Raw genomic sequence first — 24248 nt, forward strand, 5'->3', positions numbered from 1 at the left:
GGCTGCGCGCGTCTACTGCCGCGCGGCCGGCAGCAGCGGCGCGAGCAGCCCGCGTGTCACGCCCGGCGGTGCCGCATCCAGACCCAGCACGGCGCTTGCCGCCGGCAGCGCCGCGTCCGCCATCGCGGCGTGGCCTTCGGCGCTCGGATGCACGGCGCCGCCATAGACGGCGGAGAGCACGCCCCAGGTCGCGTCGTGGATGTCGGTCGGCTGGCTCGCCGCCGGCAAGCCTTGCGGATAGGTCATCGCGGCGAAATAGCTGTCGTTGGCGTCGCGGATCCACCGCGCGCGCGGCAAATAGGCGCGGAATTCGGAGGCACCGCGGCCGCACAGCATCGGCTGGCTCGCCGCACTCACGATATCAGGATTGAAGCTCTGGCCGTTCTCGGCAAAGCAGGTGCGGTCGAATTCGGGATCGTTGCCCGAATGCGCGCAGAAGCCGTGATCGGCGAACGCCGCCTGATGCGAATCCACGAAGGTCATGCGGTCGGCCTCGGGATCGCGGCACAGCGCGCCACGGGTGCAGGTGGCGAGCCCCTTGAGTTGCGGCAGGAATTCGGTGTCGACGAAGGTCGAGACGCGGGCAAGGCGCTGCGGGTCGGCGTTGAAGGACGGATGAATGTCGAAGCCGGCGCGGCCGCCGCGGCAGGGCACGCCGCCATCGGCGAGCGCCGGGTTGGCATAGGAGACGTAGACCACATGCGAGAGGTCGCCGCCGACCAGCGGCTTCAGCGCCTCGCGCAGCTTGACGAAATTCTGCGGCAGCTCGCGCGCCAGCGCATCGCGGGAATCATCGACGCTCGCCATCACGCCGGAGCGGCGGAATATTGCGCGCTCGGTTGCGGTCTCGACGATCACGTCGGCGACGAGGCCGGAGAAATAGACGTCGTTCGCGCCGACCGAGAGCAGCACGAGGTCGAGCGTGCGCTCGGGCTGGCGTTTCCTGGCGGCGGTCAGCGCCTCGCGCAACTCGGCGACCTGCGCGTTCACGCTGATGTTGCAGACCCCGGTCTTGCCGGGCGGGCATTCGCGGGCGCGTTGCGAGCCGAGCAGCCCGTCGCTGATGCTGGCGCCGGTGCAGGCGAGCGGCAGAAAGGTCACCGCGACGTGGGTGTAGCGTACCGCAAGCGCCAGCGCGGTGCGGGCCTGGTAGCTGTAGAGCGATCGGTGGCAAGGCGAGTTGAACCAGAGCGCGCTGTAGCGCTGCCAGTTGGCAAGCGTATCCGGCGCTTCGCAGGCGCGGCCGCCCTTGAAGCCGGCTCGGCTCGGCCGGTAATACTGCGCGCCGGCGGTGCCGAGATAGGAGCGGAAGCAAAAACCTTCGTCCGACAGCGCCAGCGGCCGGTCCGGATTGCCTTCACCCGAGGCGATGCTGTCTCCGAGGCCAGCGACGAAGATGTCGCGGACCTGGATCTCGGTCTGGACCCGCTGGGTCGGATCGGAGCCGGAGGAGACATCGACGCTCGCGACCGTCTGTTTGCCGTAGCGGACCCGCAGATTGATCGGCTCGGCGCAGTCGAAGGTGGATTGTTGCGGCCCGTCGCCGTCGTCGAACGACCAGGCGCAGGTGGAGCCGACCGGCACCGCGCCGGCGAGGCGCACGGTGACGGGATGGTCGATGGGGGTGAGGTAGTTTTCCTTCGTGTTGTCGCGGGTGCAGGGCTGGTTGACCCGGCCCTGGAGGTCGATGCAGAGCCGGTTGACCATGTTGCGGGCCCAGCCGCGGCCCTCGCTCTGGAGCTCCAGCGATTGCTCGGCGGCGAGGATGCTGCGGTTACGCGCGTTCTCGACATGGAGCAGGAAGTCGCGCTCCTCGCGGAACAGCCGGAATCGGTTGCGCACCTCCCAGCTGATCTGCATGGCGCCCGCGTCCTGCGCGGCCGCCCGCTCCGGTGGGAAGGCGGTGAGGAGCCCGGCGAGCAGCAGGGCACCGGCGAGGAAACGGCGATGGAAGAAAGGGATCATGGCCCGCGTCTTCAACGGCAAAGTTGAGGCGGAAATAAGAGAGCTGCTCTCCGCCTGCAACATTGGTCTGACGGTTTTGCGGGCCGGCGTCTAGCGGACTATCGTGGGAGCATGATCTTTTCGGAAAACCACTTCGCACTTTTCCGGATCACGCTCAGCGTTTGCTGGCCTGCCGCAGCGAACGCTCGCGCTCCATCGCTGCCACCTGCTTGGGCAGGTTGGCCTGCGCACAGGCCTCCGCCAGCCGTCGGCGCTCCTGCCAGGGCTCCACCACATTCATCCAGAGCTCGCGTGCGCCCATGATGGAGATGGCAAGACCGAACGGGATCACGAAATAGAGGATGCGGAAGACGAGGAGCGTGGCGAGAAGCTGCTCGCGGCCGAATTCGGGCAGCGCCACCAGCATGGCGGCGTCGAACACGCCGAGCGAGCCGGGGGCGTGGCTGGCGAAGCCGAGCAAAGTCGCCAAAATGAACACCACGGAGAGCGACAGGAAGTCGATCTGCGGAGTGGCCGGCACCAGAAGGTACATCGCCAGCGCGCAGAATCCGAGATCGACGACGCCAATCAGGATCTGCACCAGCGTCAGCGGCGCTGACGGCAGCACCACCTTCCAGCCCTTCTGGCCGAGTTCGCGGCGCTTCTCGCCCATGCACAGCCAGACCAGATAGGCGCCGATCGAGGCGAGGCCGCCGATCGCAATCAGCCGGTTGATCGACGACGGCAGCTGATCCATGTAGGAAGCGGCATCCGGATGGATGGCCATGCCGATCGAGAGCACGAAGATGTTACCGAGCCAGAAGGTCAGGCCCGACAGGAAGCAGATTTTTGCGACGTCGATCGCATTCAGCCCGTAATCCGAATAGATCCGGAAGCGGATCGCGCCGCCGGTGAAGACGGTGGCGCCGATATTGTGGCCGATCGAATAGGACGTGAAGCTGGAGAGCGCTGCGATGCGATAAGGCACGTGCTTCTTGCCGATCGTTCGCAGTGCAAAAAAGTCGTAGAAGGTCAGCGTACAGAACGCGAAGCATACGCAGATCGCCGCCAGCCCGATATTGCCGCGGGGGATCTCGGTCAACGCGGTCAGGATGACCCCGGTGTCGATGCCCTTCAGCGTCCGTACCAGTGTGGTGATCGCGAACGCGATGATGAAGACGCTCGCCGCAACGCCGAGTCGCCGCCAGCCGATCCATCTCTTGAAGCCGCGCTTCAGCGCGGTCAGCAGTCCGTGCATTCATCCTCCCGGCGGGGGGCAAGACCGACCAGGCCAGACATTGGCCGGTCGGATGCGATCAGTGCCCGATGTGGGCTTGGATCGCTAGGCATGATGTAGCTCATTTAAGGCAAAAACAGTGACTTGTGCAGCCCTTGACAAGGATAGGTTCTGCCTTGGACCAGCCACTTTGTCATACGCGGTTCACATCGGACGCGCGTTAAGCATATGAGTCGGGGGATCGGTCGCGTCCGTCCGTGACATAGTCTCAGATCCTGCATGGCCGGTATTGTTCCAGCGCAAGAGATGAGGGCTTTTTTGGAACGACGATGCCGTGCGCTGGTTAGTGCCGCATCAGCAATCGAACATGGCGGAATAACCGGCTTCTCCTGCAAGCCGGTGCCTCCGTGTTCCCACAACCCGAGAGGATCGGACCGATGGGATTGTTCACAAAAGACATCAAAACCATGAACGACCTGTTCGTGCATCAGCTCCAGGACATCTATTACGCCGAGCAGCAGCTCACCAAGGCTCTGCCGAAAATGGCGGATAAGGCGACCGATCCGCAGCTGAAGCAGGGCTTTTTGACGCACCTCGAAGAAACCAGGGAGCACGTCAAGCGCCTCGAGGAAGTGTTCAAGATGCACGGTGCGCAGGTGAAGGCGGTTGATTGCCCCGCGATCGACGGCATCATCGAGGAAGCCGACGAGACCGCCGGCGAAGTCGCCGACAAGGCGGTGCTCGACGCCGCGCTGATCAACGCGGCACAGGCGGCGGAGCATTACGAGATCGTCCGCTACGGCAGCCTGATCGCCTGGGCCAAGCAACTCGGCCGCAACGACTGCGCCAGCGTGCTCGCCAAGACGCTCGAGGAGGAGAAGGCCACCGACAAGAAGCTGACCACGATCGCCGAGAGCAAGGTGAATCTGCGCGCTGCGAGCTGAGGCCAGGCGTCGCCAGAATAGAGCGTCGCGCGGCCATCCGCGCGACGCTCGAACATGACGCATCCGTCACGCATCCATCATTCGATCCTTGTCGTAACAGGACGAGGGGCTGGAAGCGTATCGTTCGCATGGGGCTGCAACCGAGATGGCAGCATGCGAGTAAGCACCGCAAGATACGAAGCCTTCGAAGCCGGCGTGCCGCATTCCGGCTCCCGGCTTGCAACGTCCCTCACCCTTGCCGCGATGAGCCTTGGTTATGGCGTGGTGCAACTTGACGTCACCATTGTCAACACCGCGCTCGACGCGATGGGCAAGACGCTCGGCGGCGGCGTCGCTGAGCTGCAATGGGTTGTCAGCGCCTACACCATTGCGTTTGCCGCCTTCATCCTGACGGCCGGCGCGCTCGGCGACCGCATCGGCGCCAAGCGCGTCTTCATGGCGGGCTTCGCAATCTTCACCGCGGCCTCGCTCGCCTGTGCGCTGTCGCCCAATGCGACCGTGCTGATTGGGGCGCGGCTGGTCCAGGGCCTGGCGGCGGCGATCCTGGTGCCGAATTCTCTTGCCCTGCTCAATCATGCCTATCCGGACGACCGCGAGCGCGGCCGCGCCGTCGCGATCTGGGCGGCCGGTGCGAGCCTCGCGCTCACCGCGGGCCCCTTCGTCGGCGGCGCGCTGATCACGCTGGTCGGCTGGCGCGCGATCTTTCTCGTCAACCTTCCGATCGGCCTCATCGGCCTTTGGCTGAGTTGGCGCTATGCGACCGAGACCACGCGCGCGCCCTCACGCGAGATCGATCTGCCCGGCCAGCTCGCGGCAATTGGTGCGCTGGGGGCGCTCGCCGGCGCGATCATCGAGGGGGGCGCGCTTGGCTGGCAGCATCCGGCTGTGCTCGCGGCGTTCGCTTCAGCCGCTCTCCTGGCGGTGCTGTTCGTCTGGCGCGAGAGCCGCGCGACGCAGCCGATGCTGCCCCTGTCCCTGTTCGATCACCGGCTGTTCAGCCTGACCGCGCTCGTCGGCCTGCTCGTGAACGTCGCGATTTACGGGTTGATCTTCGTGCTCAGCCTTTACTTCCAGAGGATCAACGGCCTGTCGGCGTGGTGGACCGGTCTCGCCTTCGTGCCGATGATGGCGGTGGTGCTGCCGGTCAATCTGCTGGCCCCGCGCCTCGCCGAGCGTATCGGCCCGTGCCCGACCATCGTCGTCGGAGCCTGCGTCTCGGCGCTCGGCTGTCTCGGCCTGCTGTGGATCGAGGCCGGCACAAGCTATTGGGCGATCTTTGCGCAGATGATCGCGATCAGCAGCGGACTTGGGCTGCTGGTGCCGCCGCTGACCTCGACCTTGCTGGGCAGCGTCGAGAAGGCACGCTCCGGCATCGCGGCGGGCGTCCTGAACGCCACGCGGCAGACAGGCAGCGTGCTCGGCGTTGCGCTGTTCGGTTCGCTGGTGGCCTCGGAAGGCGCGTTTGTGACCGGCCTGCACCTGTCGCTGGTCGTGTCGGCGGCCGTGCTGCTGCTCGCCGCCGCCGTGATCGGCCTCGGCGCGCCTTCGCGCGGATGAACAATCCGAGCGATTGAACACAGCTTCCGTTCACCATCCCCGAAACAGGCACGTAGCCGGTTACCGACTGTCCATCTCTGTCGGTTCAAGTGTGGGTCGATAGGGGCCCGCAATGCATCAAGTTCTCTACTGTCTCACCGAGGAGCACGACTGGCGGCTCGTCGCGCTTGGCGGCGCGGTGTGCCTGCTCGCAAGCGCGGCGGCGATCAGCCTGTTTCACCGGGCGCGCGCGACGCACGGCTCCGGGCGTCTGGTCTGGATCGCCCTGGATGCCGCCGTCAGCGGATGCGGCATCTGGGCGACGCATTTCATTGCGATGCTCGCCTACGGGCCGGGCGGTGCCGGCGCCTACAACATCCCGGTGACGATCCTTTCCCTGATCTTCGCGATCTCCTTAACCTTCGTGGGGCTGAGTCTTGCGGCATCTTCCGTGCGCGCGCCGTGGATCGTGCTCGGCGGCGCCATCGTCGGCGCCGCGGTCGCGACGATGCATTATACCGGAATGGCGGCGCTGGAGATGCCGGCACGGGTCGACTGGATCGGGAGCACGGTTGCCGCCTCGGTACTGTTCGGAATTGTTTTCGCGGCGCTCGCGCTGTTCGTCGCTGCGCGGCGCGACGACCTCTTCCACGCGCTGACCGCAAGCACACTGCTGACGGTCGCCATCGTCGCACATCATTTCACCGCAATGGGCGCTGTCGTTCTGACGCCGGATCCGACGCTCGCGATCAGCGGGTTATCGATCCCGCCGGCCTCGTTGTCCTTTCTTACCGCGGGTGCCGCAGTTGCGATCATCGCGATTGCGCTGGTGGCCGCGCTGCTCGATCGCCGCGCCAAGGGCGAACTGGGCCGCCAGCAGGTCGTGCTGGATACCGCGCTCGAGAACATGTCGCAGGGACTGTGCATGTTCGATGCGGACGGCAAGATCATCCTGTTCAACGAGCGTTATGCTGCGATGCTTGGCCGCACCGATATCCTGCTCACCGGCCGACTGCTGGTCGACGTGCTGCGGGAGGAGCAGGCGAAGGGTCAGTGGCAGGGCGATGCCGGCGAATTCTTCGCGCGCCTCGTCGCCGACGCCCGCGAGAGCCGCACCACGACCGACATCGTGACCAGGTTCGGCCGCTCCATCCGGGTCGTCAACCAGCCGATGCAGGGTGGCGGCTGGGTCGCCACCTTCGAGGATATCACCGAATGGCTGGAGGCCCAGGCCAAGATCTCGCACATGGCCCGCCATGACGCGCTGACCAGTTTGCCGAACCGCGTGCTGTTCCACGAGCAGCTCGTGCAGGGACTGCGCCGGACCGGATCGGGCGACCAGCTCGCCGTGCTTTGTCTCGATCTCGATCACTTCAAGGACATCAACGACTCGCTCGGCCACCCCATCGGCGATGCGCTGCTCAAGGAGGTCGGGCGCAGGCTGAAGGTCACCGTCGGCGAGAGCGACACCGTGGCGCGGCTCGGTGGCGACGAATTCGCCGTGGTCCAGATCGGACGTTCCGAGGAAGCCGCGGCAAGGTCCCTTGCCGGCCGCCTGGTCGAGGTGATCTCGGCGCCTTACGAGATCGACGACCATCAGATCATCATCGGTGTCTCCATCGGCATCTCGCTGTCCCCGCAGGACGGCGACAATCCCGATGAACTGCTGAAGAACGCCGACCTCGCGCTGTACCGCGCCAAGGCGGATGGTCGCGGCACCTATCGCTTCTTCGAGACCGGCATGGATGCGCGCGCACAAGCACGGCGTCTGCTGGAGATGGATATGCGCGCGGCGCTGCAACGTGACGAGTTCCAGCCGTACTACCAGCCGATCCGCGACGTCGCCAGCGGTCGCGTCGTCGCGTTCGAGGCGCTGCTGCGCTGGAATCATCCGCAGCGCGGCCTGATCGCGCCCCTCAGCTTCATTCCATTGGCCGAGGAGACCGGCCTCATCATCCAGCTCGGCGATTTCGTGCTACGCTCCGCCTGCACCGACGCCGCGACCTGGCCTGACGATGTCGACGTCGCGGTCAACCTGTCGCCCGTGCAGTTCAGGAACCCAAATCTGATCGCATCCGTGACCGAGGCGTTGGCGTTGTCGGGCCTCGACGCGCGCCGTCTCGAACTCGAGATCACCGAATCCGTGCTGCTGCAGAACAGTGAGGCGGCGCTGACCACCCTGCACGAGCTGCGCGCAATGGGCGTGCGCATCTCGCTCGACGATTTCGGCACCGGCTATTCGTCCCTGAGTTATCTGCGCAGCTTCCCGTTCGACAAGATCAAGATCGACCGCTCCTTCGTGTCGGAACTCGCGACGCGCGAGGATTCCATGGCGATCATCCGTGCCGTGACTGGCCTCGGCCGCAGCCTCGGCATTGTCACCACGGCAGAGGGGGTCGAGAACGACGGGCAACTCGAGCTGCTCCGGCGCGAAGGCTGCACCCAGGCGCAGGGCTATTTGTTCAGCAAGCCGCGGCCGGCTTCCGATGTCGCGATCATGCTGGACCGACCGCCGTTGCGCGCAACCGCCTGAGGTTAGCCGCGGCGCAGTGCGAAATGCGCGCCGCAGAACGCCATCACAGCACCGAGGCCCAGCGCGGCAATTCCGGCCAGCACGCCCGAGACCGTCGGCACCGGGCTCGGCGCCGAGGCCACCTGGCCAGCACCCGCAAGCAGCAGCACGCCGACCGCGATCAGGAATTGTCGCATCCGTTGCGGGATCTGGCCCGAGACGGCGCTCTGCATCAATGTCGCCGTGAAATAGCCGCCGGAGAAGCCGACGGAGGCGATCAGCCACCAGGCGATCGCCGCGCCCGCCGGTATGAACTCGTGCGTGTCCGAGTGCCAGAGGCCGCCGAGGTCGAGCCCGTAGCGCGCGCCCAGCATGTGCACGGCGAGCGCGAGCAGCACGCCGGAGATCACGGCGGCGCCGAGAATCAGGCGGCGCGGAAAAAAAATCGTCTCAGCCATGGCTCGCTTGTAGGATGGGGCAGGGCGCTCACGCAAGCGGATCGCAGAGTGGATCGCCCGGATAGGATCGATTGTGAAGATGCGGGATTCGGGAGCTGAGATGGCTGCGGGTGCGAGCTATGCCTACAAGGCGTCGCTGATCGGCTCGGCGCATCGCTTCGAGCTGACGGAGGAGGGGCTGTCCTGGCACATCGGCAGCCGTTCGGGCCTGTGGCGTTATGGCGAGATCAGTGCAATCCGGCTGTCGTTCCGCCCGGTGTCGATGCAGCAGCACCGCTTTCGCGCCGATGTCAGCCATGCCAGTGGCGGCCGCATCGCGATCCTGTCGACGAGCTGGCAGACCGCGGCCCTGATGGCGCCGCAGGACAATGGCTTTCGCAACTTCATCGTCGCGCTGCACGCGCGCATGGCGCAGGCCGGCAGCCGCGCCGAATTGACCGCGGGCCTTGGCCGCAGGACCTACGCGACAATACTGGCTTTTCTTGCGGTGCTTGCGGTGGCGATGACGGGGCTCCTGGTCCGCGCGCTCGCGATCGGCGAATTCGCCGGCGCGCTGTTCATCATCGGTTTTGCCGCGCTGTTCGCCTGGCAGATCGGCGGTTTCGTCCGGCGTAACCAGCCGCGGAGCTACAGCTTCGATCGCCTGCCGAGAGCGTTGCTGCCCTAAATGCCTTGCCTTTGGTGCAATGGGCCGCAATCAAACGTGACTTCGCGTCGTTGCGGCGGTGTCGCATCGTGCTGCCATGTCAACCCTGGATCGCAGCACGCGGAGGCCTTCGGCGGATGAGATCTCCGAGATCAACCGCGCCCATCTCATCGAGACGCCGCTGCAGCCGGCGGACCTCCTGTTCATGTTCGGCACCCGAGAGGACGTGGCGCTGCGGGCCGATACGGCGGGGCGACTGTGGCGCCAGGGCTATTTTCGCTGGTCGATTGTCAGCGGCGGCGTGACGGCGGGCTCGGAGCAATCCGAGTGCACGATCATCAAGGCGGCGATGGTCGCGGCGGGCATTCCGGCCGACCGAATCCTCGAGGAGCATCGTGCCCTAAACACCGGCGAGAACGTGATCCTCTCGCTGCCGATCATCGACGCGGCGCTCGGGCTGCACAATGTCCGCCGCGTGATCTGCCTCGGCAACACCTGGACCGCGCGGCGTTATCCGATGACGCTGCACCGGCACTGGCCGGAGGTCGAGAAAATGCTGCTCACGGTCGACAGCTTTGCGACGTCACGCGCGCTCTGGCACACCGATCCCGAATTTTGCCGCCGCATGCTGCATGAATGGGACAAGATCGAGCCTTACAAGGCGAGGGGCTTCATCGCGGAATGGCCGGCGGCCTGAGCTTGGGGCAAGCGCGCGCTACTCCGTCGAGTCGAAATCCTCTTCCTTGGTGCCGAGCAACGACACGAGCGTGCGCAGACCGGAATCGAGCTGCTCGAACGAAGGCGGAGCGAGGGCGAGCCGCACTGCGTTCGGTGCGTGGCCATGGGCGATCGCGAAGGTCGAGGACGGTGTCAGCGCGATGCCGCGCCGGGCTGCCGCGGCGACGAAGGTCTGCGAGCGCCAGTGCGCCGGCAGCGTGAGCCAGAGATGATAGGAGCGCGGATCCGCGGCGAGCTGGTAGCCGGCGAGCAGCCTTGCCGCGGTCTGCTGGCGGCGCGCGGCGTCGATGCGTTTCAACCGCGTCAGCTCGGCGACGGTGCCGTCGGCCATCAGCCGCTGTCCGGATGCCAGCGCATGGCCGGACGCGATCCAGCCGCCGGTGCGGACCGCGCTCATCACGCTCTCGCGCAATCGCGGCGGCGCGACCAGGATGCCGAGCGCGAGGCCCGGCGCGACCTTCTTGGAAAGGCTGTCGATCACGATGCAGCGGTCGGGGCCGAGCGCGGCCAGCGGCGTGTCGTCGGCCAGGAAGCCGTAGACGGCATCCTCGATGATGGTGAGATCGAGCTTCTCGGCGACGCGCATGATGTCGGCGCGCCGCGTCGCATTCATGGTGACGCCGAGCGGGTTCTGGATGATGGGCTGGAGATACAGCGCCGACAGATGCGCCTCGCGATGCGCCTTCTGGATGGCGTCGGGGCGCGCGCCAAATTCGTCGATCGGAATCGGGACCAGCGTCACGCCGAGCCGCGCGGCGATGCTCTTGACGTAAGGATAGGTCAGCGCCTCGACGCCGCAGCGGCCGCCGGTGAGAACGAGGGCTGCGAGGGCGGCCGCGAGCGACTGCTTGCCGTTGGCGGTGAAGACGATCTGCTCGGCCTGTGGCGCGAAATCCTTGCGCGCGAGATAGGCGGCGGCCGCATTGCGCGCGCTCTTGGTGCCGGTGCTGGTGGAGACGCGCAGCGCGGATTCGAGCGCGTCGACGCGCTCGAGGCCTGCAAGGCTCTTGGCGATCATCGCCCATTGCTGCGGCAGCAGCGGGTAATTGACCTCGAAATCGATCCGCGCATCGCGCGGCTCGCTCAGCGCCTCGACCTCGCGCCTGATGGCGCCGGAGATGAAGGTGCCGCGGCCGACCTCGCCGACGACGAGGCCACGGCGGAGCAACTCCGTATAAACCCGGCTCGCGGTCGAGACCGCGATGCCACGGTCATAGGCAAAATTGCGCTGCGGCGGCAGCCGGTCGCCCGGCCTTAACGTGCCGTTAGAGATATCGAGAGCAATGGCATCGGCAAGCTTCACGTATTCGAACTTGGACATTATTGCACCGAGAGCAATGTTTCACTTGCTCCGAGTAGTGTACTGGAGCATTTAAGTTCCATCAAGCTTCACGATTGAGCCGAGGAGAGCGAGAGCAATCCGAGGCAAATGAGGTGCAGGCGCTCGGGCGCTTGCGCCAACGGCATCCGCTTCGCCGCGTGGACAACAGGCCGGAGAAGGACAATGACCACGATCTCGCAGACCGCCGGGCGGAGTTTACGCTCATCCTCGTCGGACGGATTTTTCCGCAAGCTGGCCAACGGCGCCTATGCGCTGTTCGACCGCCTGGAGCAACGCTCCGCCGTCAAGACGCTGAACGATCTCGATGACCGCGCCTTGCGCGACATCGGCATCACGCGCAGTCAGATCGAGGACGCGGTCTACGGCCAGGCCAAAGCAGAGCTGACGCGGTATCTGTAAAGCGCTTCGCTCTTGTCCCGGACGCGCTGCGTCCGGGGCACCACACTGAGTTTTCAGGCACACCTGCTTCAACATCGTCATTGCGAGCGCAGCGAAGCAATCCAGAATCCCTCCGCGGAAAGACTCTGGATTGCTTCGCTGCGCTCGCAATGACGGCGTTTGTGGGTAGCACTGTCGCTCCTTGAGTTCGCATCTCACTCGCAGACACACCTTCGCATCCTCGCGGCGCATTTCGCCCGAGCTTTGCTTCGCCGTCTCACCCTCAAATGAAAGAGGGCGCAGGGAAGACCGGGCGCCGGCTGGCACCCGCGGTCCACTGTGCGAAGTTGCAGTAGGAAAATCTGCACAGCGGCATACAGGTGAAGCCAAAACGTCCGGCCTTCCCTGCGCAGCGGTTTTACGGCTTATGCCGTGCTCTCCCCGGGGAGCGATGCACTATTGCCCCCGTCGCCTCATGGATGGCTGATGCGCGAACCCGGTCGGGCCGCCACATCACCACAAGACTTGACGCACAGACCCCGGGCGTCAGGACGACACGGTTTTGCCGTACGCTGTCAGCACCGGTCGTGTGCGCGACGCCTTCGCTCACGGTTGCCCGCCCTGCGAAACCATTCGCGCCGGTGTGGCCCAGCGTCCGCCGCTGTCCGGCCCGCGTTCGTGACGATCGCGATACGCCCCTCTTCCTTGGGCCGGGTTGCGGTGACACATACGTGATTTCCGAATTTCGGTAAAGTGGAATATTTTCAGCGGCGGGCGTTGACTGACAGCTTGGGTGTTTTGCCCGACGGGCAATGCAAGGGCTTTGAGCCGGACGGAGCGCAGCGCAATCCGGGATTCCATCCATGCGGGCACAGCGGCCCCGGATTGCGCTCTGCTCACTTTTGAGACTTGCCGATCAGAAACGATAGTTTACGCCGACACGGGCGATGTCGACGCTCGACTTGATATCGACGCGACTCGTGATGACGCCGGTTAAGCCGGCCGGTGATTGAAGCGAGCCAGTTAAGTTATAGCCGTTCGTGCCGAAGCCCATGTGCAGATACTCGCCCTTCACGGACCAACCTGCCCCAAGGGAATATTCGAGGCCGCCGCCGACCACGTAGCCCACCAAAATGGCGCGGTCAGAAGCGTTCATGGAGCCTAACGGTCCATAGGTAAGCGGGAAAAGGCTGGTGGGGATACTGCCCGTAGCACTCGCGCTCAGCTTGGTTTCAGCCAACGCTATACCGCCAGTTGCATAGAGCAAAGCCGGCCCAAACGCATAACCCACTCGGCCGCGGAACGTCGCGTACCAATCGGTGCTGACGGAAGCGCTGCCGTTGAAATTGCTGCCGATGGCGGGCAGAATGGCAATGGCCGAATTGCCGATGCTAGTCTTTGAATTGAGATACTGCCAATCAGCCTCGATGCCGAGCACCGTCTGCTCGATTTGCCAGTTGTAGCCGGCCTGGATACCGGCGGTGATGCCATTACCGTTGTCAGATACAGCGTTGAAGCCATATGGGGCCGAACCGCCGTTCGAGTTCACGAACGTCCCGATGACGTTTGAAGCGCCGTAGTTGCCCCAGCCGTAACCAACGTTGCCGCCGATATAGAAGCCCGTCCAGTTGCCCGCCTGCTGGGTGATAGCCGGAGCCTTCCCTAGCATACGGATCGGCGCCAAGTCGGCAGCCTGGGCCCTGATCGGGCCGAGAGCGACGGTCGAGAGCAACGCGAGCACAAACTTTCTCATCTAATAGAACTCCCTATGTTGGGCCGCCCCCCGCGGCGCGCCCCTTATGAGGCAAAACCGAGACAGCATCAAAGCGCGATCGAATGCGCAACTTGAGTTATCCTTGCCATAGTGCTGGAGACCTTTTGCAACCCAACTGCGCGGCTCGGCGAAGCGGAGCCGAGGGCCTCTTGACCAGTTGCCTCGCGCTGCGGCGATCGGCTTAGCGCGTCGGCAGCGGTCCCGGCTTGCGAAAGCCGCGCACCCCGGCAAAGCGGAGCACCTCGCCGATTCTCTGGAGAACCCGATCCATGGTCTGCGGCGCGCTCTTCCACTCCACCTTGATCACCTTGACGACCACCACGGTGTCAATTCGCCGACCGCCACGTCCAACAGCGACTTCGCGTAGGTGGTCATGCTGTTGCGGTATGCGTTGCGTGCTTGTGCCGCCATTGTCCCTGTGGTTTTCAAGCAGCTGGTCCAGCACCGTGCTTGAAGGTCGCGGTGTGCAATTTGGCGGCGCGGGCCGCCGCCGTCGACGTAGTTCCCTGGCATTTTAGGCCGCGCACGAATGTCGCTGACAGCCGATCCCAGGTCCGCATGATCGGTCGGCAGCAACCGGAAATAGGGTAGCTCGGACGCTCCATCCGGGCTACGAGTTGCGCCCAATGACGAAGTTGGTGCGGTGCCTAGTGCCTGACCACCAGCACGGAGCATTTTGCGTAGCGCACGACATGCCCGGCATTGGAGCCGAGGAAATAGGTGCGCATCGCCGGCCGGTGCGAGGTCATCACGATCAGCTCGGCCTTCATGTGAACGGCTTCCTCCAGGATCTCGTGATAGATGCCGCCCTGGCGCACCACGCTGGAGATGCGGGAAGGCTCGATGCCGGACTCGCGTGCGACGATGGCGAGGGCTTCTTCCGAGGTCTGGCGCTGCTGCTCGTCGAAATCGGCCGGCACGTATTCGGCCAGCATCACCGGCGTCATCGGCAGCACGTTGAGCAAGCGCACCACGCCGCTCCAGGTCTGCGACAGCGTTGCCGCGGTCGCGATCGCCGGCTTGGCGAGGTCTGTGTCGGCGAGGTCGATGGGCACGAGGATGGACTTGAACATCTGCGCCTCCAAATCTTCCAGTCAGGACGTTTTGCCGGCACGTCGCGCGATCAACCCGATCGAAGTAGCCTTAGCTTCGAAGCAGCCTTGGACTGACGAACAGCACCAGCCTGCCGCGGCGGTAAGCCACGTCACCCCAATCCTTGACGTCAAACTCGAAGATCGCAAGCCCCGACGTGGGCAGATTGTCGGCGAGCGCCTTGGCGGCGGCCGGATCGCCGCCGCCCGTCAGCATCAGGGCGATCTCGTGCATGCCCGGATTGTGGCCGACCAGCAGCAATTGCCTCGGATCAGCCGGGATGGTTGCAGTGCGAATGGATTCCAGGATCTGGGCGGGATCGGCGGCGTAGAGTTCCGGCAGGACCTCGACCTGCGGCGCTGCGACGCGGTCCTTCATGGTCTCCCAGGCAATGTCCCAGGTCTGCCGAGCCCGGACGGCATGCGATACCAGTACGGCCTCGGGAAAGGGGGGATGGGCGGCCATCCAGTCGCCGATTTCGGCGGCATCCTTGTGGCCGCGGTCGTCGAGCCGGCGGTCCTGGTCACGGCCGCTCGGCGCGTCAGTCTCGGTCTTGGCGTGACGCAGCAGCATCAAACGGCGCATGGCACTCTCGAATCGTTACGCGTTCCAGAATAATCTACAGGTGCCGGTTGAGGGCAAGGTGACAAGGGCCTGCACAGTCCTCTAAAGCGCGATGAGATTAGGACAATCCCCATCGCGCTTTAAATTTTTGTTTTGAGCATGATCTTTTCGGAAAACCGCTGCACACTTTTCCGGATCATGCTCTAAGAAACGGCATGAGCGAGACTTTCACAAGCGTGTCCCAGGAAGAAGCCGGCTTTCGTGAACGCGCGCGACTGTCGTTTGATCTCGACGCCGATATCTGCGTGATCGGGGCGGGGCTTGCAGGGCTCTCCATTGCGCTCGAGGCGGCCCGGCTGGGGGCCAGCGTCGCGGTGCTCGAGGGCCGCCACATCGGCTGGAACGCTTCCGGCAATCAACTCGGCACCGTGATGCCGGGCTTCGCGCTGCCGCTCGCCGAGCTGATCGAGCGCATCGGCTTCGAGGATGCGCGGGAATTGTGGACACTGTCGAAAGAGGGCGCCGAGTTCGTCCGGGCCAACGCCACCGAAGAGAACATGCCCGGGATCGGCCCGACCGACGGCGTGCTCGAGGTCTCCAACGTCGATGCCGGCGACCGGCTGATCAGCCGGTTGCAGATGCTGAACGAGGATTTCGACACCGAGGCCGAGGGCTGGCAGGTCGATCGCGTCCGCGCCGCACTCAAGACCGATCGCTACTTCCACGGCGTGCATTATCCGAAGGCGTTCCAGGTCGACGGGCGCAAATATGTGCACGGCCTCGCGGCGCTGGCGCGGCGCGCAGGCGCCCGCATCTTCGAGGACACGCCGGTCGTCAGCATCGATCATTCCGGCATCCGCAAGCGCATCGTCACGCCCTCGGCGCGGCTGCGCGCCACCCATATCGTGCTCGCCGGCAACATCCATCTCGGCGCGCCGTTGCGGCGCCTGTCGGAGACGCTGCTGCCGGTCTGGCGCTATGCCGGCATCACCGCGCCGCTCGGCGAGCGCGTGCACGAGATCATCGCCTTCAAGGGATCGGTGATGGATTCCGACGGCGTCGATCATTTCCGGATCGTCGATGGCGACCGGCTGATGTGGGAAAGTCCGGAGACCACCTGGGCCGCACGGCCGCAGCGCTTTGCAGGCAGCGTCAGGCGGCGGATCCGGTCGATCTTTCCCCAGCTCGGCAATGTCGAGATCACCGACATGTTCGGCGGCGCCACCGGCCAGACCGTGCATGGCATGCCGCAGATCGGCCAGTTGCGCAAAGGCCTCTGGGTCGCAAGCGGCTTCGGCCGCCAAGGCATGAACACCTCGGCCATGGCCGGGCAGATGATCGCCCGCAGCATCCTGTGGGGCGACGAGCGCTGGAAGCTGTTCTCGCCGTTCGAGCTGGTCTGGGCGGGGGGAACGACCGGGCGGGTTGCCGGGCAACTGGTCGGAATCTGGGGCAGGGCGAGTTCCGCCGCCGCAGGCTCGCTTGCCCGCTATCGCGAGCGTGCCAGGGTCAAGGACCGGGAACGCGAGGCGCGGCTGGCCGAAGCCAACCGGGCCGCCGGGACCGGTCCGCGCCGTCCGCCGCCCGGGGTTCGGCCGGCCCCACCGCCGAAGCCTGTGGCGGAAGCCGTGGAACCAGTCCCGCAGGACGACAGCGCCTCGCGATAAGGTGAGAAAAACTCCGCCCGGAAGTGTAACGTCGGCGGTTAGAGCCCGTATCTCAGGGCGTAGACGCTCCCGCATGGAGAATGAGATGTTTGACCGCCGCATCCTGTTGACGACTGTCGCCGGCCTGTTCGGCCTTGCGGCCTTCCGCTGGCTCAGAGCATCGCCGGCTGAGGCTGGAGAGAAAGCCGCGCAAAAATTCGAGATCGAGAAGACCGACGCCGAATGGCGTGCCCAGCTCACGCCGCAGCAATATGAGATCCTTCGCAAGGAGGGTACCGAGCGGCCGGGCTCCAGCCCGCTGCTCAAGGAGCACCGCAAGGGCGTCTTCGCCTGCGCCGGCTGCGACCTGCCGCTGTTCGCCTCCGACACCAAATTCGAGAGCGGCACGGGCTGGCCGAGCTTCTACCAGCCGATCGAGGGCAATGTCGGCAAGACCGAGGACCGCACCTACGGCATGCTCCGCACCGAGGTGCATTGCCGGCGCTGCGGCGGCCATCTCGGCCACGTCTTCGACGACGGTCCGAAGCCGACCGGATTGCGCTACTGCATCGACGGTTTCGGGCTGGTCTTCCATCCCGCGGCGGCGTCCGCAACCTAGCTTTCGTCCCGGCAATTGTTGCCGGTCCCGGCAATTGTGCCCCGGTCATCAGGCCGGGGCTTTTTCGTTAAGTCATTGATTTTATGATAAAACCCGCATTGGCATAGCCCTTGCGACAGTCTCCTCCGACTGCGGCCATGGTCGACCGGCCGCCGAGATCGGATCTGGAGACAAAGTTATGGGTATCTTCGATGCAATGAACACCTCGGTGGGTGGCCTGCAGGCGCAGTCGTACGCGCTGCAGAACATTTCCGGCAACATCGCGAACTCATCCACCACCGCTTACAAGGGCATCGGCACCAGCTTCGTCGATCTCATTCCCGACTCCTCGGTCCCGAGCAAGCAGGTCGCGGGCGGCGTGACCGCCAACGCCAAGGCCACCATCACCACGCAGGGCACAATCTCGGGCTCCAGCGTCGCCACCAACATGGCGATCACCGGTGACGGCTTCTTCTCGATCCAGAAGGCGACGGGCGTCGTCGACAATGCGCCGGTGTTCAGCGGCGTCACCTATTACACGCGGCGCGGCGACTTCCAGCTCAATGCCAACGGCAATCTGGTCAACGGCGCCGGCTACTATTTGATGGGTGTCACAGTCGACCCGAAGACCGGCAACCCGCAAGGCAACGTTGCGACGGTCCTGAAATTCCAGAACAACTTTATCCCGGCGCAGGCGACGACCTCGATCCAATACGCTGCGAACTTGCCGACCCAGCCGAACACCGTGGCGAGCACGACGGCGGCAACCAAGACGCTGCTGGCCGCCGGCGGACTGAACCCGTCGGACTTCGCCGCCAACCCGCTGCCGGTCGGCACGCCGCCTCCGCCCTATGCAAACGCCACGACGTCCGGCGCTGCCGCGACCGGCAATGTCCGCTCGGCGTACTCGTCGACCACGGCGACCGGCACAACGGCGCTCCAGAACAACTCTGCGGCGGTCGCATCGACCACAACTTCGCTCGACAACGCCCTGGGTACGCATCTCGCCTCCACCACCCTGACCGCGCTGAGCGGCCAGGTGCTCAACATCAACGGCAACACGGTCACGTTCAACGGCGGCACCACCGTCACGACGGTCGGCAGCAACACCACGATCGGTCTCGGCGCGGGCACGACGGCCACGGTGGCCAGCATCCTGAGCGCGATCCAGACCGCCGGCGGCGCCGGCGTTACCGCATCGCTCAGCGCCAGCGGCAACATCGTGATCTCCAGCGGCACGAGCACCGACGTACCGGTTGGTAGCGGCCAGGCGGCCACGGCGCTCGGCATCAGCAGCGTGACGCGCGGCGGCAACGTGCTGTCCTCGCCCGCGATCTCGGGCGCCACGGTGCTGAGCGGCGCGGCGGCGGCCGGCGGCGCCGAGGTGATCACATCGGGCTTCTCCGCCGGCGACGTCATCACGGTCAATGGTCAGCCGCTGACCTTCGTGGCCGCCGGCGCGTCAGGCCCGAACCAAATCAACGTCACCGACAACATCACGATGCTGCTCGGCAAGATCGACGCTCTCTCCGGTGCAACGGGGTCGTCGGTCAGCAGTGGCGGCGTGATCACGTTGAACACCGGCACAGCTTCCAACCTTTCGGTGGCGAGCTCCAACAGCGCCGCCTTCGCCGCGCTCGGCTTCACCTCGACCATCACCAAGAATCGTGACGGTGGTGGCGTTGCCGGCACCGGCGGCGTGATCGGCAATGACATCGCCACCTTCACCAAGGAATCGATCAGCGGTGGCGCGGTGACCGCCTACAACGCAGCCGGCACGCCGGTGAACCTGCAATTGCGTTGGGCCAAGACCGACAGTGCCTCGCTTGGCGCGGGCCATGCCGATACCTGGAACATGTTTTACCAGACTGACCCGAATGCGACCGGCACGACGGTCGGTTGGGTCAATACCGGCCAGGCCTTCACCTTTGCCGCCGACGGCTCGCTGACCTCGCCGAGCGGATCGGGTATCACCATCAACAATGTCAGCGTCAGCGGCCAGTCGCTGGGCTCGGTCTCCTTCAACATCTCCTCGGGCGGGCTGACGCAATATGCCAGCACCAGCGGCGCGGTCACCATCAACACCATCACCCAGAACGGCTACGCCGCCGGTCAGCTTCGATCGGTCGCCGTCAACAACAACGGCCTGGTGGTCGGGACCTTCTCCAACGGTCAGAACCTCGACCTCGCACAGGTCTCGTTGTCGCATTTCAACGGCACCAATTACCTGAAGGCGCAGGACGGCGGCGCCTACGCCGCGACCGAACAGTCGGGCCCTGCCATCGACGGTGCTTCCGGTTCGATCAGCGGCTCGTCGCTGGAAGGCTCGAACACCGACATCGCCGACGAATTCACCAAGCTGATCGTGACCCAACAGGCCTATTCGGCCAACACCAAGGTGATCACGACGGCGAATACGATGGTTCAGGATCTTTTGAACGTGTTGCGCTGATTGGGGCGTGACGTAACCAAAGGCGGCAAGTCAACATGGGTTTGAGTTCAGCCCTCGCCAGTGCGATGAGCGGTCTGCGTGCCAATCAGGCTGCGCTCTCGATCGTTTCGTCGAACGTCGCCAACTCGCAGACGCCGGGTTACGTCGTCCAGACGCCGAACCAGATCGAGGTCACCACCGGCGACTTCGGCTCGACGGTGACGACGACCGGCGTCAGCCGCGAACTCGACACCTATGTGCAGAAACAGCTGCGCACCGAGACCGGCGGCAGCGGCTACGCCGACCAGATGGCGAACATCCTGAAGCAGCTTCAGAATGTCTATGGCACGCCCGGCAACAGCGGTACGCTCGAAACCGCGCTGAACAGTTTCACCACGGCGCTGCAGGCGCTGTCGACCAACGCGGGCTCGTCGTCGGCGCAAACGGTTGCGCTCGGCGCCGCGCAGACGCTGGCGCAGCAGCTCAACCTCACCACCAAGGGCATCCAGTCGCTGCGCTCCAACGTCGAGCAGGATCTCAGCACCTCGGCGCTAGCTGCCAACGCGGCGATGCAGCAGGTCGCCGACATCAACTCCCGGCTCCAGGGCCTGTCGGAACACGACCCCTCTGCTGCGACACTGATGGACCAGCGCGACCAGGCCATCAATAACCTGTCGAAATATGTCGACGTCCACGTCACCACCGACGGGTCCAATCAGGCCAACATCTACACCACCACCGGCATCCAGCTGGTCGGCGCCGGGCTGGCGTCGCAATTCACCTTTGCGTCCGCCGGCGCGCTGTCGGCGACTTCGCTCTACAACATCGATCCGGCCAAATCCGGCGTCGGCGCGTTCAACATCAAGCTCCCGAACGGATCCTCGGTCGACGTCATCGCCAACAACGTGGTGTCTTCGGGCCAGATCGCGGCCGATCTGAAGCTGCGCGACCAGACGCTGATGCAGGCGCAGAACCAGATCGACCAGTTCGCCGCGACGATGTCGAGCGCGTTGTCGGACAAGACCACGGCCGGCAGCCCGGTCACCGGCCCGCCGGCCGGCTTCGATCTCGACCTTGCCGGGGCGGCGCCGGGCAACAGCGTCAACTTCACCTACACCGACACGACCACCAATACCAAGCGGCAGGTCACGCTGGTCAACGTGACCGATCCGGCGGCGCTGCCGCTCCAGAACCCCACCAACGCCAATCCGATGCAGATCGGGGTGAACTTCTCCGGCGGCATGGGCGCGATCGCCTCGGCGCTCAACACCGCGCTTAACGGCTCGCATCTGTCGTTCGCCGCCGCCCCGTCGCCGGCAACGGCGACCACATTGCGGGTTACCGACGACAACAGCGGCCTCGCCAAGGTCAATTCGGCCTCGATCACCAAGACGATCTCGTCGCTGACCTCGGGCAATCCGCAACTGCCGCTGTTCACCGATGGCGGGCAGGCGCTCTACACCGGTGCGATCACGGCATCGGGCTCGCAGATGACCGGCCTTGCCGGACGCATCGCCGTGAACACGCAGCTCACCACCGACCCGACCAGGCTGTCGGTCTACAACACCTCGCCGGTGACGCCCACCGGCGACACCACGCGCTCGGACTATCTCTATTCGCAGCTCACCTCGGCGGTGTTCTCCTATTCGCCGCAATCCGGTCTGGGCTCGGCGAGCCAGCCCTTCACCGGCAGCGTCTCGAACTACCTCCAGCAGTTCCTGAGCGTTCAGGGCAATGCCGCGACCCAGGCGACCCAGCTCCAGCAGGGCCAGAGCGTCGTGGTCTCGACTCTGCAGGCCAAGTTCAACTCGACCGCCAGCGTCAACCTGGACTCGGAGATGTCGAACCTGATCCAGCTCCAGAATGCCTATGCCGCCAACGCCCATGTCATGTCGGTGGTGCAGAGCATGATGAATACGTTGCTCCAGGCTCAAGTGTAACAAGTAACAGGGCTCTGAAACATGTCGATCAGCAGCATCAACTACTCCTCGTCGGTTCTCGGCTCGCAGATCCGCAACATCAACCAGCAGCTCACCGACCTGTCGACGCAGCTCTCGACCGGCAAGCTGTCGCAGAACTATTCCGGGATGGGCACCAACGAGGGCTTTGCAATCGCCGGGCGCGCGCAGCTCTCCAACATTGCCGCCTATACCGACACGATGACCAACGTCAACGTCAGCATCAACCTCGCCAATACCGCGTTGCAGTCGCTGACCACGATCCGCAACACGGTGCAGACGGGCTCGGCCAACACCGCGCAAGATCTCAACGTCAACGGCCAGACGGTTGCGCAGAACACTGCGGCTGCGCAATTCGGCTCGATGGTCGGCGTTCTCAACACGCAGTCTGGCAACCGCTATCTGTTCTCCGGAACCGCCTTCAACACGCCGTCGGTCGCGAATGCCGGCGACATCATCAACGGCACCACGACGCAGGCGGGCTTCAAGACCGTCATGGCGGAGCGTCAGGCCGCCGACCTCGGCGCCAACGGCATGGGCCGGCTGGTGCTGACGACGCCACAGCCGACGCCGAGCTCGGTGAAGGTGTCCGAGGACTTCGCGGCATCGCCATTCGGCCTGAAGATCGCCGCGGTCTCCTCGACGCTGACCGGCGCGACGGTCACCGGCCCGAGCGGCTCGCCGGTGTCGTTCTCGGTCGACCTCAACGGCGTCAATCCGAAAAATGGCGACAAGCTCAGCGTGCAGTTCACGCTGCCCGATGGCTCGACCGAGCAGATCGACCTGACGGCGTCCACCGCGACGCCGACACCTGTCGGCAGCTTTGCGATCGATCCCGGTAACCCCAATGTCGTTCCGGTCGTTCCTCCGGACCCGAACATCACGGCGACGAACCTCAACACCGCGCTGAACACCGCGATCAAGAAGCTCGCCGGCACCTCGCTGGTGGCGGCGTCCGCTGTCACCGCCGGGGACAATTTCTTCAATACGGCGGGATCCGCCACTGCCAATGTGGCGGCCACCGGCAATCTGCGCTCCTATACCTCCACGACCGGGACGGGCTCGGTCGCGTTGCAGGACAGCGCATTGGCGATTGCGTCTACGACCACGTCGCTCGATTCGTCGGCGACACCCCATCTCAACGGGACCATTCTCAACGCGCTCGCCAACGCTCCGACCGGTACCACCCTGACCATCACCGGCGCGAGCGGCGCCCACACGATCACCTTCGACCCTACCGTCACTACCGTCACCACAACGGCCAGCGGCAATACCACTATCGGACTGGCTTCGGGCAGCGCCGCGAAGGTGTCTGATATCTTGAATGCGATCGCGACGGCCGCCGGCATCCCCGCCGCCAACGTAACTCTGAGCGCCGGCGGCAATTTCCAGATCGCGACCGGCACCGGCACGGACGTGGCGGTCACCGGCGGCGCGGCGGCCACGGCGCTCGGTCTCAGCAGCGTGACGCGCGGCAGCGTGGCGTCGACGCCTCAGATCACCGGTTCAACTGTGCTGAGCGGCATTGCGACTACGGGCGGCCCGGAAGTCCTCTCAGCGGCGTTCCAGGCGGGGTCGGCGGGTCCGCCTGCCGTTAATCCCGATACGATCACGGTGAACGGTCAGACGCTGACTTTTGTCGCCTCGGGCGCCAGCGGCCCAAACCAGATCAACATCACCGACAACATCACAACTCTGCTTGGCAAAATCGATCAGATCACCGGCACCACGAAGCCGTCGACGATCCATGGCGGCGTGATCACGATCAACACGGACGATCCCGGGAGCCTCAATATCACGAGCTCGAACAGCACGGCGTTCGCGGCGCTCGGCTTCACGACCTCCCCGGTCACGGCGGCAAAGGCTCCGCTGCGCGTCGGCTCGTCGCCGCTCGGCTCGGCGACGACGCTGGTGAACGGCTCGGCCACCACCGTGCAATGGTACCTGGGCAATGACGGCCCCGGCTCGCCGCGCTCCACCGCGATGGCCCGGGTCGACGATTCCGTCACGGTGCAGTATGGCGCGCAGGCGAACGAGGACGCGATCCGCAAGGAGCTGCAGGCGGTCGCCGTGTTCGGGACGTTCTCGACCTCACCGACCGGGCAGTATTCGGGCGGGCAGGTCGCCGCGCTGAGTCTGCGGGTGACACAGGCCCTGACGAAGCAGCCAGGCGAGCAGCGCATCGAGGACATCCAGACCGACATCGCGATGGCCCAGAACACCATGAAGGACGCAGGCACGCGCCAGACCCAGGCCAAGGCGCAGCTCCAGACCATCATCGACCAGGCGGAATCAGCCTCGCCGGACCAGGTCGCGAGCGAGATCCTGTCGCTCCAAAATGCGCTCCAGGCGTCCTACCAGGTGACCTCGAACCTCGCGCAGCTCTCGCTCGTCAAGTTCCTGTAAGCGGGCGTTAAGGCGCCGTTAACCATGCCTCTTTACCTCTTGGT

19 protein-coding genes are annotated in these 24248 nt (G+C 65.1%); 11 read left to right on the plus strand and 8 right to left on the minus strand.

Annotated elements, in window-relative coordinates:
- Window positions 1–12: 12 nt before the first annotated feature.
- A complete protein-coding gene (locus IVB36_RS17575) occupies window positions 13–1965 on the minus strand; it encodes a hypothetical protein (RefSeq protein WP_247392567.1) in 1953 nt (650 codons plus the stop codon).
- 154 nt (window positions 1966–2119) lie between these two features.
- Window positions 2120–3202, minus strand: coding sequence for a YbhN family protein (locus IVB36_RS17580; RefSeq protein ID WP_018457547.1), 1083 nt, complete (start codon window positions 3200–3202; stop codon window positions 2120–2122).
- Window positions 3203–3618: 416 nt separating this feature from the next.
- Between IVB36_RS17580 and IVB36_RS17585 the strand changes: the two genes are divergently transcribed.
- The 3 genes from IVB36_RS17585 (at window position 3619) to IVB36_RS17595 (ending at window position 8194) form a co-directional block, all read left to right on the plus strand.
- Window positions 3619–4125: a ferritin-like domain-containing protein gene (locus IVB36_RS17585; protein WP_007612365.1), complete on the plus strand. Its 507-nt coding sequence runs from the start codon at window positions 3619–3621 to the stop codon at window positions 4123–4125.
- A 153-nt stretch (window positions 4126–4278) separates the two neighbouring features.
- Window positions 4279–5682 (plus strand): MFS transporter, encoded by a 1404-nt coding sequence (locus IVB36_RS17590; protein ID WP_247392568.1) that lies wholly within the window; start codon window positions 4279–4281, stop codon window positions 5680–5682.
- Between the two features lie 112 nt (window positions 5683–5794).
- The gene (locus tag IVB36_RS17595) at window positions 5795–8194 is read left to right on the plus strand and encodes an EAL domain-containing protein (protein ID WP_247392578.1); all 2400 of its coding nucleotides are present in this window, start codon (window positions 5795–5797) and stop codon (window positions 8192–8194) included.
- A gap of 2 nt (window positions 8195–8196) precedes the next feature.
- Here the strand turns inward: IVB36_RS17595 and IVB36_RS17600 are convergent, their stop codons facing one another.
- Entirely contained in the window at window positions 8197–8631 is a 435-nt protein-coding gene (locus tag IVB36_RS17600; protein WP_027566871.1) for a hypothetical protein, read from the minus strand.
- Between the two features lie 79 nt (window positions 8632–8710).
- On the opposite strand from IVB36_RS17600, the gene IVB36_RS17605 reads away from it, so the two are divergent.
- Entirely contained in the window at window positions 8711–9298 is a 588-nt protein-coding gene (locus tag IVB36_RS17605) for a hypothetical protein (RefSeq protein WP_085348853.1), read from the plus strand.
- Window positions 9299–9374: 76 nt separating this feature from the next.
- Window positions 9375–9974 carry a YdcF family protein gene (locus IVB36_RS17610; protein ID WP_085348846.1) on the plus strand — a complete coding sequence of 200 codons (600 nt, stop codon included), beginning with the start codon at window positions 9375–9377 and terminating at the stop codon, window positions 9972–9974.
- An 18-nt stretch (window positions 9975–9992) separates the two neighbouring features.
- Here the strand turns inward: IVB36_RS17610 and IVB36_RS17615 are convergent, their stop codons facing one another.
- A complete protein-coding gene (locus IVB36_RS17615) occupies window positions 9993–11336 on the minus strand; it encodes a PLP-dependent aminotransferase family protein (RefSeq protein ID WP_247392580.1) in 1344 nt (447 codons plus the stop codon).
- 183 nt (window positions 11337–11519) lie between these two features.
- Here IVB36_RS17615 and IVB36_RS17620 point away from each other — a divergent pair, with 183 nt between their 5' ends.
- Window positions 11520–11756 (plus strand): DUF1127 domain-containing protein, encoded by a 237-nt coding sequence (locus IVB36_RS17620; RefSeq protein ID WP_027566875.1) that lies wholly within the window; start codon window positions 11520–11522, stop codon window positions 11754–11756.
- An 895-nt stretch (window positions 11757–12651) separates the two neighbouring features.
- On the opposite strand, the gene IVB36_RS17625 is transcribed toward IVB36_RS17620, so the two are convergent.
- The 4 genes from IVB36_RS17625 to IVB36_RS17640 form a co-directional block, all read right to left on the minus strand.
- A complete protein-coding gene (locus tag IVB36_RS17625; protein ID WP_247392582.1) occupies window positions 12652–13488 on the minus strand; it encodes an outer membrane beta-barrel protein in 837 nt (278 codons plus the stop codon).
- A gap of 202 nt (window positions 13489–13690) precedes the next feature.
- Window positions 13691–13831 (minus strand): hypothetical protein, encoded by a 141-nt coding sequence (locus IVB36_RS17630; protein ID WP_247392584.1) that lies wholly within the window; start codon window positions 13829–13831, stop codon window positions 13691–13693.
- Between the two features lie 325 nt (window positions 13832–14156).
- The gene (locus IVB36_RS17635; protein ID WP_007602088.1) at window positions 14157–14582 is read right to left on the minus strand and encodes a universal stress protein; all 426 of its coding nucleotides are present in this window, start codon (window positions 14580–14582) and stop codon (window positions 14157–14159) included.
- Between the two features lie 70 nt (window positions 14583–14652).
- The gene (locus IVB36_RS17640) at window positions 14653–15186 is read right to left on the minus strand and encodes a histidine phosphatase family protein (RefSeq protein WP_085348850.1); all 534 of its coding nucleotides are present in this window, start codon (window positions 15184–15186) and stop codon (window positions 14653–14655) included.
- Window positions 15187–15380: 194 nt separating this feature from the next.
- Between IVB36_RS17640 and IVB36_RS17645 the strand changes: the two genes are divergently transcribed.
- The 5 genes from IVB36_RS17645 to IVB36_RS17665 all read left to right on the plus strand — a co-directional run bounded on the left by IVB36_RS17645 (window position 15381) and on the right by IVB36_RS17665 (window position 24204).
- Window positions 15381–16832: an FAD-binding oxidoreductase gene (locus IVB36_RS17645; protein ID WP_247392586.1), complete on the plus strand. Its 1452-nt coding sequence runs from the start codon at window positions 15381–15383 to the stop codon at window positions 16830–16832.
- An 85-nt stretch (window positions 16833–16917) separates the two neighbouring features.
- Window positions 16918–17430: a peptide-methionine (R)-S-oxide reductase MsrB gene (msrB, locus tag IVB36_RS17650; protein WP_026233843.1), complete on the plus strand. Its 513-nt coding sequence runs from the start codon at window positions 16918–16920 to the stop codon at window positions 17428–17430.
- Between the two features lie 178 nt (window positions 17431–17608).
- Window positions 17609–19861 carry a flagellar hook-basal body complex protein gene (locus IVB36_RS17655; RefSeq protein ID WP_247392588.1) on the plus strand — a complete coding sequence of 751 codons (2253 nt, stop codon included), beginning with the start codon at window positions 17609–17611 and terminating at the stop codon, window positions 19859–19861.
- 35 nt (window positions 19862–19896) lie between these two features.
- Complete coding sequence (gene flgK, locus IVB36_RS17660) at window positions 19897–21780, plus strand: flagellar hook-associated protein FlgK (RefSeq protein ID WP_247392590.1); 1884 nt, start codon at window positions 19897–19899, stop codon at window positions 21778–21780.
- Window positions 21781–21801: 21 nt separating this feature from the next.
- A complete protein-coding gene (locus IVB36_RS17665) occupies window positions 21802–24204 on the plus strand; it encodes a flagellar hook associated protein (RefSeq protein WP_247392601.1) in 2403 nt (800 codons plus the stop codon).
- Window positions 24205–24248 lie beyond the last annotated feature (44 nt).

Origin of the sequence: Bradyrhizobium sp. 35 (assembly GCF_023073215.1) — a bacterium.
Lineage (GTDB): Bacteria > Pseudomonadota > Alphaproteobacteria > Rhizobiales > Xanthobacteraceae > Bradyrhizobium > Bradyrhizobium canariense_D.

Bases quoted from the DNA above. Each gene is read 5' to 3' on its own strand.
- IVB36_RS17580 (WP_018457547.1), bottom strand. From the start codon at position 3,202: ATGCACGGACTGCTGACCGCGCTGAAGCGCGGCTTCAAGAGATGGATC.
- IVB36_RS17590 (WP_247392568.1), top strand. From the start codon at position 4,279: ATGCGAGTAAGCACCGCAAGATACGAAGCCTTCGAAGCCGGCGTGCCG.
- IVB36_RS17605 (WP_085348853.1), top strand. From the start codon at position 8,711: ATGCGGGATTCGGGAGCTGAGATGGCTGCGGGTGCGAGCTATGCCTAC.
- IVB36_RS17620 (WP_027566875.1), top strand. From the start codon at position 11,520: ATGACCACGATCTCGCAGACCGCCGGGCGGAGTTTACGCTCATCCTCG.
- IVB36_RS17665 (WP_247392601.1), top strand. From the start codon at position 21,802: ATGTCGATCAGCAGCATCAACTACTCCTCGTCGGTTCTCGGCTCGCAG.
- flgK (WP_247392590.1), top strand. From the start codon at position 19,897: ATGGGTTTGAGTTCAGCCCTCGCCAGTGCGATGAGCGGTCTGCGTGCC.
- msrB (WP_026233843.1), top strand. From the start codon at position 16,918: ATGTTTGACCGCCGCATCCTGTTGACGACTGTCGCCGGCCTGTTCGGC.
- IVB36_RS17635 (WP_007602088.1), bottom strand. From the start codon at position 14,582: ATGTTCAAGTCCATCCTCGTGCCCATCGACCTCGCCGACACAGACCTC.
- IVB36_RS17655 (WP_247392588.1), top strand. From the start codon at position 17,609: ATGGGTATCTTCGATGCAATGAACACCTCGGTGGGTGGCCTGCAGGCG.
- IVB36_RS17625 (WP_247392582.1), bottom strand. From the start codon at position 13,488: ATGAGAAAGTTTGTGCTCGCGTTGCTCTCGACCGTCGCTCTCGGCCCG.
- IVB36_RS17645 (WP_247392586.1), top strand. From the start codon at position 15,381: ATGAGCGAGACTTTCACAAGCGTGTCCCAGGAAGAAGCCGGCTTTCGT.
- IVB36_RS17575 (WP_247392567.1), bottom strand. From the start codon at position 1,965: ATGATCCCTTTCTTCCATCGCCGTTTCCTCGCCGGTGCCCTGCTGCTC.
- IVB36_RS17600 (WP_027566871.1), bottom strand. From the start codon at position 8,631: ATGGCTGAGACGATTTTTTTTCCGCGCCGCCTGATTCTCGGCGCCGCC.
- IVB36_RS17595 (WP_247392578.1), top strand. From the start codon at position 5,795: ATGCATCAAGTTCTCTACTGTCTCACCGAGGAGCACGACTGGCGGCTC.
- IVB36_RS17610 (WP_085348846.1), top strand. From the start codon at position 9,375: ATGTCAACCCTGGATCGCAGCACGCGGAGGCCTTCGGCGGATGAGATC.
- IVB36_RS17585 (WP_007612365.1), top strand. From the start codon at position 3,619: ATGGGATTGTTCACAAAAGACATCAAAACCATGAACGACCTGTTCGTG.
- IVB36_RS17615 (WP_247392580.1), bottom strand. From the start codon at position 11,336: ATGTCCAAGTTCGAATACGTGAAGCTTGCCGATGCCATTGCTCTCGAT.
- IVB36_RS17640 (WP_085348850.1), bottom strand. From the start codon at position 15,186: ATGCGCCGTTTGATGCTGCTGCGTCACGCCAAGACCGAGACTGACGCG.